The sequence below is a fragment of the Xenorhabdus hominickii genome, from assembly GCF_002632725.1.
Taxonomy (GTDB): Bacteria; Pseudomonadota; Gammaproteobacteria; order Enterobacterales; family Enterobacteriaceae; genus Xenorhabdus; species Xenorhabdus hominickii.
Window position 1 is genome coordinate 1 of record NZ_NJAI01000007.1, and the last position, 10208, is coordinate 10208.

Annotated in this window: 11 protein-coding genes and 1 pseudogene; 2 read left to right on the top strand and 10 right to left on the bottom strand. The window is 43.5% G+C overall.

Going from position 1 to position 10208, the window contains the following annotated elements; all coding sequences use genetic code 11:
* From Xhom_RS18850 to Xhom_RS18860, 4 genes and pseudogenes are all read right to left on the bottom strand, one after another.
* Positions 1-420: pseudogene (locus Xhom_RS18850) on the bottom strand (hypothetical protein); the annotation flags it as partial.
* A 2-nt stretch (positions 421-422) separates the two neighbouring features.
* The gene (locus Xhom_RS30825; protein WP_169928490.1) at positions 423-587 is read right to left on the bottom strand and encodes a hypothetical protein; all 165 of its coding nucleotides are present in this window, start codon (positions 585-587) and stop codon (positions 423-425) included.
* 186 nt (positions 588-773) lie between these two features.
* Positions 774-2705: a hypothetical protein gene (locus Xhom_RS18855; RefSeq protein WP_069314985.1), complete on the bottom strand. Its 1932-nt coding sequence runs from the start codon at positions 2703-2705 to the stop codon at positions 774-776.
* 114 nt (positions 2706-2819) lie between these two features.
* Positions 2820-3116, bottom strand: coding sequence for a phage tail assembly protein (locus Xhom_RS18860; RefSeq protein WP_069314984.1), 297 nt, complete (start codon positions 3114-3116; stop codon positions 2820-2822).
* Positions 3117-3510: 394 nt separating this feature from the next.
* Here Xhom_RS18860 and Xhom_RS18865 point away from each other — a divergent pair, with 394 nt between their 5' ends.
* Positions 3511-4263 (top strand): Thoeris anti-defense Tad2 family protein, encoded by a 753-nt coding sequence (locus tag Xhom_RS18865; RefSeq protein ID WP_069314983.1) that lies wholly within the window; start codon positions 3511-3513, stop codon positions 4261-4263.
* A gap of 218 nt (positions 4264-4481) precedes the next feature.
* Here Xhom_RS18865 and Xhom_RS18870 read toward each other — a convergent pair whose 3' ends face one another.
* The 6 genes from Xhom_RS18870 to Xhom_RS18895 all read right to left on the bottom strand — a co-directional run bounded on the left by Xhom_RS18870 (position 4482) and on the right by Xhom_RS18895 (position 9194).
* Positions 4482-4709 carry a hypothetical protein gene (locus Xhom_RS18870; protein WP_069314982.1) on the bottom strand — a complete coding sequence of 76 codons (228 nt, stop codon included), beginning with the start codon at positions 4707-4709 and terminating at the stop codon, positions 4482-4484.
* A gap of 293 nt (positions 4710-5002) precedes the next feature.
* Positions 5003-5785: a hypothetical protein gene (locus Xhom_RS18875; protein ID WP_145957479.1), complete on the bottom strand. Its 783-nt coding sequence runs from the start codon at positions 5783-5785 to the stop codon at positions 5003-5005.
* Between the two features lie 359 nt (positions 5786-6144).
* Positions 6145-8538 carry a primase-like DNA-binding domain-containing protein gene (locus Xhom_RS18880; protein ID WP_069314981.1) on the bottom strand — a complete coding sequence of 798 codons (2394 nt, stop codon included), beginning with the start codon at positions 8536-8538 and terminating at the stop codon, positions 6145-6147.
* Positions 8532-8837, bottom strand: a complete 306-nt coding sequence (locus Xhom_RS18885) for a hypothetical protein (protein WP_069314980.1) — start codon at positions 8835-8837, stop codon at positions 8532-8534. The genes Xhom_RS18880 and Xhom_RS18885 overlap by 7 nt, the downstream gene beginning before the upstream one ends.
* Before the next feature lie 2 nt (positions 8838-8839).
* A complete protein-coding gene (locus Xhom_RS18890) occupies positions 8840-9010 on the bottom strand; it encodes a DUF4222 domain-containing protein (RefSeq protein ID WP_071933813.1) in 171 nt (56 codons plus the stop codon).
* A complete protein-coding gene (locus tag Xhom_RS18895) occupies positions 9003-9194 on the bottom strand; it encodes a hypothetical protein (protein WP_069314979.1) in 192 nt (63 codons plus the stop codon). The genes Xhom_RS18890 and Xhom_RS18895 overlap by 8 nt, the downstream gene beginning before the upstream one ends.
* 202 nt (positions 9195-9396) lie before the next feature.
* On the opposite strand from Xhom_RS18895, the gene Xhom_RS30830 reads away from it, so the two are divergent.
* Positions 9397-9726 (top strand): YlcI/YnfO family protein, encoded by a 330-nt coding sequence (locus Xhom_RS30830; protein WP_069314978.1) that lies wholly within the window; start codon positions 9397-9399, stop codon positions 9724-9726.
* Positions 9727-10208 lie beyond the last annotated feature (482 nt).

Below are 10208 nucleotides of genomic sequence, written 5' to 3' on the forward strand. Positions count from 1 at the left end.
CATGGCTTTGAAGGCTTTTTCTTCATCATCCAGAAACTCCCATGACGGATCATGCTCTTCCATATACTTACCGGTGAACTTTGATAGGGCTTCCGGTTCATCCTGTAACCTCGCCTTAATCTTCTTCGAAGACAGGTCTGTTTCACGTAATAACTTAACGGCCAGTACCGGACTGTTTTCTGCCTCTTTCGATACCGCAACATTGTGACCACGGCTGTGTTTCTTCGGGGCGGCTGGTTGTTCGTCTTGCTCAGTGATGAGATCTGTAGCGAGTTCCTGTGCAGGCGAAGTCGTGTAGTGTCCAGAATCATCAGCCCGTGCTGACAGGTGACTAAAGCCTGTAGCTGTTGTGTCTTTGTGAGCGGCTTTACGTTTGAAGCGGCCTAATCCCAATAAATTCGACATGCTGTAATTTGCCATTGTTATCTTCCTGTCTGTGATAAAGCCTTGTCTACCAGCTTGCGGGCCACTTCGTGAAGGGTGGGTTTAATACCGAGTTCTGAACGGCTGTATTCGTCCTGCTGGATCTTGCGTAAGGCATCCATCTGCTGACGAGTCAGTAAAATCGCTTTGTTATCGACTTTCATCTCTAACCTCAAATGCTGATAATTTATACAGCTATATTATTGCAATATATGCAACAAATCAAACTAATGATGCAATTTAAGCAACAATACAATTCGCTATAAATTAAGGGCAAACAGGAAGCGGCAGTATCATGAGATGCCGCCGTTTGGTGAGGGTTTGATATCGGGACAAAATACTTTCTTCCGCTAGGGATATTGCATGGAGGTGGTGACTTTCCCTGTGGTTTTTTCTTGGAATCTTTGCCGTTCTCCGGTCTTGTTATCGACCAAGGCTATTTCAACCAGAAAAGGCTTATCACCGATAGCTTCCCTGACTGCCTTTGCTATGTTCGCGGCGATCACTTCCTCATACCCACTCTCTTTCTTCTGACCGTAGAGTGATGGGAATGGTTGTTCTTGCGCGGTAAGAGAATACTTCAACCGCTGTTCTCTAATTATTTCTGGTTTTCGCAACCCCCTCCAGCGATCACTGTGGATAGCATCATTAATGCCATCTGTAATCTGTTTTTTACTATAGGGGTTTATATTCTCATTTTCCTGCTTAATCATGGCGGCCATAAGGTTATTCAACACCTCTGGATCATGCATATCTAAACGTTGATTACGGGCGTACCCAGTTCGTTGAGAGACTGAACGTACATAAGCCTCAGTATTGTTTCCGGCCTTTTTGGACGCGTATTTATCAAGAAAGAGATCAATAGTATTAAGACCCCTTTCTGCATCCAGCATCAGTTGACGCGCCATAGCCGATATCCCGTCATGTGCGGTACCAAATTTCACATAGGTGTGAGTTTTGCCATAGTCTTTACCTACTGCGTTCGGCGCTGCGACTAAATTCCCAGGATTATTATTGCGAATACCACGAGGCTGTCTTCCTGATTCTTTTAGCGGGTTGGCGTAGTTGGACTCCCGCACAACAGGCATATCAGGCACTTTCTCACCCACATGGCTGGGTTTTTCATTCGGAAAATAATAAGTGTTTAACTTTTTGATTAAGTCTTCTGACGCATATTCAAGCAGCAAATCCGTCTTTTCTTTAAAGCTCAGTGTCCTTCTGAATTCATCATCTTTTTTTGCTTTTTCTAGTAGTGCTAACTGGTCACCACCGTTATTAAAGCCGAACGGATTAACGAATGTGGCTGCTCCTGTCAAAAAACCATGAACCGGATTCTTGTCTTTAGCCGCTGTTTTTGCCTTATCCCATTGACCAAAGCCCGTCAGTAACATGTCATCCCTAAATTCTCTCAACGCTCCTGCGGCTCTGGCTTCGACTTCGTTTATGCGCTCACCCAGTTTCTCAATTTGTTCATTGTCTTTATCCTGCTTGGTCAGTCCAAAAGCATCTGATTTACTTAATAACTCTTCAATCTTAAATTTGCCATTTATTTTCCGTCCTCCGTCCCTCAGAAATGACAACGTATTAGCATCCAATCCCAAATGCTCACGTAACGTGTTTTGCGTTTCAGGTACGATATTATTCCATTCCGCCGCGAGGTTTTTCATTGTCTGGTAAACATCTGCGTTATCGTTTTTATTTTTTGCTATTTCTACGCCCATTTTATTCAGTTCGGCTTTTGTGGCGCTATTTCTGATCGTGAGGGCATTCTGACGAACGGGATAAAGTGATTCGACAGACTGATCAGCCTCGTCCATTGCAGCCCCGGTAGAGAGCTGCATCGCCCCGGACATACGGGTAAAATCCGCCACGCTCATCCCTGAGTTTTTTGCCCGTGTACTGCGGGTGATCGCTTCTTTGCCGGCATCCCGGACGCTTTGATACAGTTTTGTTGCGCCATATCCTATAGCGCCCACCCCGCCGACAATCCCCCCGTATTTTTTGGCAAGACCGCCATACTTTGCGGTTAATTCACCCACATTTTTAAGCGGAGGAATAATAGCGCCGATATGTTGAACGTTATCCTTGGCAAACTGCGACATGTCACGCAGTTTATTGCTGACAGAGCCGACATTATCCAGCGTTTCGCTGCCGCCAAATCGCAATTCCTCACGAACGCCTCTCAATGATGGATACAGGCTTTTTACCTGTGTCTCCATGTCACTAATTGCTTTAGTCACGTTCTCATCTGCATTGATTTGAAAGTCAAATACATTAGCCATTAGGTTTAGCCTCTATAATGCGTTACGCCTGCTCAGCCCACCAACTAAGCCATGATCGACTCAGGAGCCACGCATCTTGTGGCCCCCAGCGGTAAAAATAGGTGACATCTGCCGCTAATCGTTGCCATTGCTGGAATCCTGATCCCCCGACAAAAAAACCAAAAGAAACTCCCGGCAAACGTTAAAGTCGCTAATCGCCATCTTCTTTAAGACCGACTCGGGTATGTTTGATACCAGCGCAATCAGCAATCGCATAGCAGGCAAAGAACTGTTAGGGTTCTTCGTTTGTGCATCGTAGAACTGATCAACCTCAATCAGAACGGGTTCGCGCAAGTGAATTTCTTCATAAACTTCTTTGCCGTTATTGCTTTCAATGCGTCGGCTTAATTGAACAACTTTAGTCTTTTCCACGTTGATTCCTTAGTTTTCTGTTATTGAAATTCTTCCCAGCAAACGTCGAACTTAGCTGATAATTTATACAGCTATATTATTGCAATATATGCAACAAATCAAACTAATGATGCAAATAATGAAACAATAAAAATTACACAAATTATAGGCAGACAAGGAACGGCAGAGTTATGTCACCTACCGTTTAGTGAGGTTTGATGAAAGGGGATTAAGAATATTCACTATCAGCACCAAACTTTGAATTTACGCCTCACTGAATCGCACATCATCTTTCAAATTATAAGCCTTGCTATAGTAGGAATCCGATTGAGATGAAAATTTGACCTAAGTAAGGTTTCTGGTGCGTTAACAGAAGAATGAAATGACCTTTAGCGAATAATAAAGTGAGGTGTTTATGTCTGAAGTTAATAAGCCAGAGGATGCCACCCTTAATTGCCCATTTGATCCCAGTCAATATAAGAAGAAAGTTGATGTTGAAGTTGATGGTATACCACCCGTCAGCTCTCTTCCGTGGGCGTTAATTCAAGTGTACTTAGGAAAGGTTTTAAGTCGTAACAAGTGGAACTCTAATGAATACATACAGCTTTCTGCTAAAAATGATGGTAGTGAACCTGTCCATATTGAGAAGCATGACAAAAACAATATACCGCAGACTTGGGAACCAACACCGGAAGACTTAATGGCCTGTGATTGGGGATTAGTGAAGATAACACCAAAGCCCGAAGATTGCATGCTGTCTTTTGAGCTTCAATTAGGACGAAAAGATGGTAATTGGGGGTATGATAACAATAAACTATACGGGGGCGAAGGTGCTTTTGGGGATTTAATATCAGTACAAAATGAGACTAATATTACAAACTTGTCAATATTGGCTTTCCATTGGGAAAATGACGCATTTTTTACTGTGATATCCTCAGATACTGATTATCTCCCAGAACTATTGGGGTTACTCAAAAAAACTCTTTATGTAACAGTTGATGGTGTAGTCTACAATCTCGGGGAAAATTTTGGCGGTAACCCCGGACTAGATACTAAAATTAAGGCTTATTTTTCTGGTTATTATGATTATAGTAATGATGCAAAAAATCTAATAAACATATTACAACAAACAGGTCAAATCAGGCGCTTTTGCTTCAACTGGCAATAAATCTACACACTTAATTCAAGGCTGCGATTACGTGGCCTTTTTCACGTAAAACCACCTTTAACACCTTGATATCCTTTATTTCCTGCATGGTGCAGGTTTATAACTATGTCACACTTCCGTTTGAAACGGAATCAGTGAAAGTGATGGATTACAGATAATTAAGAACTTACCTCTCTTAAAGAGGGGCAGTTAAAAATAGCTCAGTATGTTTGATATGCCTACCTGATACCTTTATTGCTTATTCTGGCTTTCAGGAACCGCCAAATTTCAGGGGAACAGGGGATTACTGCCAGAACAAAAAAGAACAGAGTCAATTTGAATTCGTGTGCAACAAATAAGCCAATGAGGGTGAATACCCCAAACATTGCTGATGCCATCCATCTGATATCATTAAAAATATCTTTTATCATCCAGATAAGCGCACGTTTAACCCATTGCAGAAACATCAATATTATCCTTGTTCGCTGTGGTAGTCAGTTTATATGTAATACATTCCAGATATTAGAGCCACCAATTTATCAGCGGCTCTTTATCCGGTTCTATTTTTTGTATATATAGTGAAAAGTTACCGATAACGCTGACAATGAGCTAAAATATAATTTAATATCAATGAGATATAGTGTTAAATCGTTGTCGGTCAATTGTCGCTCAATTTTTTGACATCTCTAAAATCACAAAATTACTTTTATATTTCAATTGGATAATCACTTTCTTTCATTGTCGATTTTCGACAACGCCGCTAATTCAAAATTCCTGATTTCTTGATTTCCGCTTTTGAGATATTGAACAGAGCATTCATTGAACCAGTATCTTCTGCACAGACTTTGTAACCAGCGATCACCATTGCAACGATAAAGGCCACATTGCGTATATAGAAAGGCTCATCGGTATGACTGAATTGATTGGCGTTCTCGCGCTCAACGATATGCTTGAACTTATACGATGTGGAATACCCTGTTTTGCTGATCTGTTTGGTTTTGGCATCCATCAGGTTATGACGTGCCAGCCAGCGTAAGCAGCTTTCTACTTCACGATAAAACATAACACTACCGATCAGTTGCTGCGGTTGGTGTTCGTATTCCTTGCCTCTTCGTGTAGCTAACCCGTCCGTGCTGAAATGGGGGAACTGGATAATCAGCCAATTCAGCGCCTGAATGATTTGCCCTTCTATCGGCTTATTTATCCAATCTTCGGGCTTGTGTGAGGTGATCCCTTGCTGCCAGTAGTCTGAGCCACCATCTTCAATACAGCGCCTGCCTGTGAATTGCCATTCGTTCTGCATAGCTTCGGTTGAGGCGTTACCGTCTGTTCTGTTTTTCTGGGCTTCTGTCCACTGTGACGCATACTCAGTAAAAGCAATCGTGCTGCCTTGCCGAAACCAGTGTGCCATCATGATCAACGTTTTAGAGAGCGTTTCAGTATCATTTTTACTTTCGCATTCTCTGGCGAAACTCTTTAACCGTTCACGCTCTTGAGACATCATTTTCTGGCCTGTTAACTGATTATCCATAAGTTTTATCATGTGTAGCCGCCTCTTTTTTGCCTGCCAGTGAATAACCCTTTTTATCTTTCGTATTCTTCGATGTATCGTTCACTCTTTAATCTCCGTTTAATTTGCGTGTATGGTGTGTAAAAAGTTTTATCGTCTGAGTGTTCATGTGTTCATAATTAAATAATTAGCATATAAAACATATTTTTATATCATGAATACCCCATGAACACTTATGAACAGTTGATGTAGAGTCTTCATAAAAATATGAACAGTTATGAACACTTTATGAATACTTCAACATCAAGTGTTCATGGTTTATTTATTTGATATTTATATACTTTTTTATACCCATGAACACTATGAACACTTTTAGCTAAAACTTTTCATATTTATGATTGTGTTGGCACTCGTGGAAGCCAATCTTCCGCCTCGGTTTCGTTTAATTCGAGGTTTGTCCTGTACCCATGCATCGTTCTTTCCCTGAGATACCTTTTCCCTAATTCTTTTAAGGCGCTATCAATCGACCGCCCGAACGTGGTCAGGCTTAATGAGTTCTTATTTCCGTTCCCTTGCATGTAAGACATATAAGCGTGATACAGGTACTTACGTGGGGCAGGAGGGGTAATATTGGCATTTCCCATTAACATCCCGCTCGCCCCTTCCAGCGCGATGAGATAAGCGCAAAAATCTATCAACGGATCTGTCTCGCGTTTTATCTCTGTAGCCTCCCCTGAGCCTCTTTGTTCAATCAGTAAGGCATTGGCTATCTCTGGTTGCGGAAACTCACGCAACAGATCGCGGATAATCACAGGAATTTCAGCCTCTATCTTTTCTGGCAGGCTCTTGTCTTTATTTTTTTCTTCCACAATGTCATTAAAGTGGAAAATGACACGCCGCCGGGCAATCCCGTTATTGCGTTCCGTAAACTGCATGGGCTTATTACCTGTTATCAGGACAACGCATTTCATCATGATGGAAAATTGTTTTTCATATTTCGGGTTGATCCCGACACTGTCACCCCCTGTAATGGCTTTCAGCCCTGCACCGTCTCCACTGTATTTATTCTGATCGGGCAATAAAATAAGTTTTTTGCCGACAAACTGCGCCCGCCCTCGTGCATCATCAAGATCTTTGAGTTCACCGCTCGACGCATTGTGCTTTCCGGCTAACAGTTCTGCTACATGAGCAAAAACACTTTTTCCGCTGCCACCTGCCCCCGTTGCTTCAATAAACATCTGCCAGTCATGACGGTTGCCAAAGACCATATATAGCCCTGCTTTAATGCGTCTGGCCTTTTCTGGGTTGCCACCTGATACATGGTTCAGCCATTTCAGGTAATTAGGGGCATGTTCTTTTAAGTTCTCGCCTTCTTCCGGTTCGGTATAAGTGATCCCATTCTGGTGCAGTAACCAGTCATCAGGGTTATGTGGCCTAAATGCATGTGTTTTGGTGTTCAGTACACCATTAGAGAACCCGATTAAATCAATACCCGTCTCTCCCATAGGCTCGGCAATCACTTTCAGGACATCAACCACGCCGCTAATCCGTCTCATGCCGAAATGGGTTTCATTTTCGATAAAGAAGTTTGCCATTTCACGGGATAGCTCGCTGTCTTTCATTGGTTGCCATGTTGCCCCGTTATAGTGATAAATCGTCAGCGATTCAGGATGCACGGCTAACTGCCCGTATCGTGATATTAACAATGTTGCCAACTGATTGGGGGCTAACTTGGCAATATCTGTTTCGGTATCAATTTTTGGCTTTTTCTTCTGCTTTCCCGAATTAATCTCAATAACGTTAGTTGTACCCATACTCTTTTTCCCCACCTGATATAACTCTTCACTGAATACCTGCTTTGCTGCCTCAAGGCCGTGATGTTGGCGATAATCATCCCAGTCGGCTTTGTGTTCTGTCGGTGGTAATGTGACCCACCCGTTGATCGCTTTGGCGGTCTTCTCTGCCGCCATCTTGCCGACGTTCTTCTTCGGCTTGCCGTTGTTATCCAGTTCCTCCGGTGAGTGCCAATCATTGTCGGCGGCAAGGATGATTTTCACGTCTGGCCACCGTTCCCTGACCTGTTCAGCAACAGCGGATAAATTCCCCTCATCCATCGCAGCCAGCACCAAACCCTCATGCAATTGGCTGACCGTTAACGCCGTTGCATAGCCTTCTGTAATGATGATCGTGTCCGGCATTCCGGTGATTGCCGATAAGGGGATAAAACTCCCCTTTTTCTGCGTACCAGAGACAAGGCGCTTTTCACCATTCGGCTTGATAATCTGAGCACCGGTGATTGTGCCGTCCAGCGTCTGAGTCACCAGCAACAAAGAACCGTCTTTCAGTAGCGTCTGATTGGGGCATTGCAGCCCCTTTTTGGTCAGATAGTCAGATTGCCCGATGGTAGTCTGAGCCACCAGCTTGTTCACTTTCTCCGCTATCAGAGGAACCTCTGATTTGGGAGCCTCCTTTCTGGCTGGCTTGGGTTCTGGCAAAGGTAACGCCAGTGCATCAGCAACGACTTTAGCCACCTCAATAATCGTGATCCCCTTCGCCCTCACCAGCAAATCAAACCCATCACCGTGATTCGGGTTATCACACTGGCGACAATGCCAGTCACCGTGACCATGATCATCCATAAAGTGAAAACGGTCAGTGCCGCCACATATCGGGCAAGCACCATGCTTACCCTTTGCCGGAACCTCCACACCACAGGCAACCAGTAAGCCTTCCCAATGGCCTTGCGCCGCTGCTTTCACCGAACGAATATCAATATGACTTACCATTTGGGGAACCCCTCGCGGTGATGAATTTCAAACTGGGCGAGCTGCTCTGTGTCGTTGAGTGCCTTTGCTATTTTTGGCAAGTACATCAAGGCTTCACTGACGCTGCGCAAGTCATCTCTGGCCTGTTCCTTCGAATAATCTTCATTAGCCTCTGCCCAGAATCCCAACTCGCCTATTGAGGACAGTGCAGCCATTACACCACTGAATGCCGCTTCGGAATTCATACGCAAATCTTTGAGTTCTTCGGTGCTCATACCGTCGAAATTAGTACGTACTAAGTGGTTATAGATATCAGACATAATCAGGCTCTCCCTGCGTAGGTGTATTCTTGAGTGAAACGGCTTAATGGCATGATGCACGGGTAGGTATAACCTTCACGGACAAACGTCACGCGGTTAAAGGCGACCGACAACACCTGAACGGTTTCCCCGTTCTTATGGGTGTAATAGCCATGAGGTGTGGGGTTAGGCATGGTTCACCCCCTGACGAGAAACGAATATCAGAGAGGACATGCCAGCCAATAGACGGGCTTCACCTTCGCTATCTGCCAGTACCGTGATAAGACGCACAGGGTGAAGATCCACCAGCCGTTGAGTGCCCGATGCAATTAGGAATGTAAATTTAAGGCGAGTTTGGGTATGCTGTATGTCATCCATAGCATTAACTCCGATAATGTTGTGGTTAGACGCCTCGATAGTGTTACAGCACTTCGGGGCGTTGTTGTTTTTACAATCTACCTTCAATAAGGTGATTAGCACCAAACCGACAAGGTGATATACACAATACATTGAAGTGATATGCACTTCAACAGTTTTTTCATGTATACTGCTATACACCAATTCAAATGGAGTGTTTAGCATGTCAACGGGTAATATCAACAATAAATCAGTACAATTAGCGTCTCGTGTTCCACATGAAGTCGCTGAATTGCTTGAGGCAACACGAAAAAAAAACGAAAGTGTTGGAAGATTTATCGCAACAGCAATAAAAAATGAAGCCGAACGCCGACAATATAGGGAAAATGACGCCAACCAACTTTTGTCTGATCTGAATGACACCCTAAAGACACTCAAACAAATTGAGGAAATAGGAATAAAGATTGGTGCTGATTTGCAAACTGTAGTCACGACGGCCCATAATGAAATCAAACGCCGCCAACGCAAAACCAAAGCATCATCTGAGCAGTAACTAACCAAGGCAAAATTATTGACTTGGTTAACTACACTTCTTAAAGAGTTGTAGTTAATTAATTGATTTATCTCATGACGCAAAGACGCGTGATCCCAAAGGGTAGCATTCGCCGTGCTATCCTTTTCTTTTTGTGCTTGACTAAATGACGGTCGCAAAGTTTGTGAGTCAGTATTACTGACGCTCAAATTATAAGCAGACTGCAAATATGCAGCTTGACTATGTTTCAATGGGTTAGGTAACTGACCCGAAATTATCGGGGAGCCTACAGCATGACCAAACGCCAAATCTGGCGTCTGGATATTTATCAATGAGTTATTAAGGTGTCCGAAAATATTCGTATACCCATCGGCCAAAGTGAGGACTTCGACGACAGTAGGACTCCTTAATCTCAAGGAGTCACCAGAAATAATACTCTCGCTTAAACCGATAGAATGGCTTCCGTGTATCATTGCTTCGATTCCATGCGCTGCGCTAACCAA

Excerpts from the sequence above, each read along its gene's own strand:
- Xhom_RS30825 (WP_169928490.1), bottom strand. The coding sequence starts at position 587 with ATGAAAGTCGATAACAAAGCGATTTTACTGACTCGTCAGCAGATGGAT.
- Xhom_RS18855 (WP_069314985.1), bottom strand. The coding sequence starts at position 2,705 with ATGGCTAATGTATTTGACTTTCAAATCAATGCAGATGAGAACGTGACT.
- Xhom_RS18865 (WP_069314983.1), top strand. The coding sequence starts at position 3,511 with ATGTCTGAAGTTAATAAGCCAGAGGATGCCACCCTTAATTGCCCATTT.
- Xhom_RS18870 (WP_069314982.1), bottom strand. The coding sequence starts at position 4,709 with ATGTTTCTGCAATGGGTTAAACGTGCGCTTATCTGGATGATAAAAGAT.
- Xhom_RS18875 (WP_145957479.1), bottom strand. The coding sequence starts at position 5,785 with ATGATAAAACTTATGGATAATCAGTTAACAGGCCAGAAAATGATGTCT.
- Xhom_RS18880 (WP_069314981.1), bottom strand. The coding sequence starts at position 8,538 with ATGGTAAGTCATATTGATATTCGTTCGGTGAAAGCAGCGGCGCAAGGC.
- Xhom_RS18885 (WP_069314980.1), bottom strand. The coding sequence starts at position 8,837 with ATGTCTGATATCTATAACCACTTAGTACGTACTAATTTCGACGGTATG.
- Xhom_RS18890 (WP_071933813.1), bottom strand. The coding sequence starts at position 9,010 with ATGCCTAACCCCACACCTCATGGCTATTACACCCATAAGAACGGGGAA.
- Xhom_RS18895 (WP_069314979.1), bottom strand. The coding sequence starts at position 9,194 with ATGGATGACATACAGCATACCCAAACTCGCCTTAAATTTACATTCCTA.
- Xhom_RS30830 (WP_069314978.1), top strand. The coding sequence starts at position 9,397 with ATGTCAACGGGTAATATCAACAATAAATCAGTACAATTAGCGTCTCGT.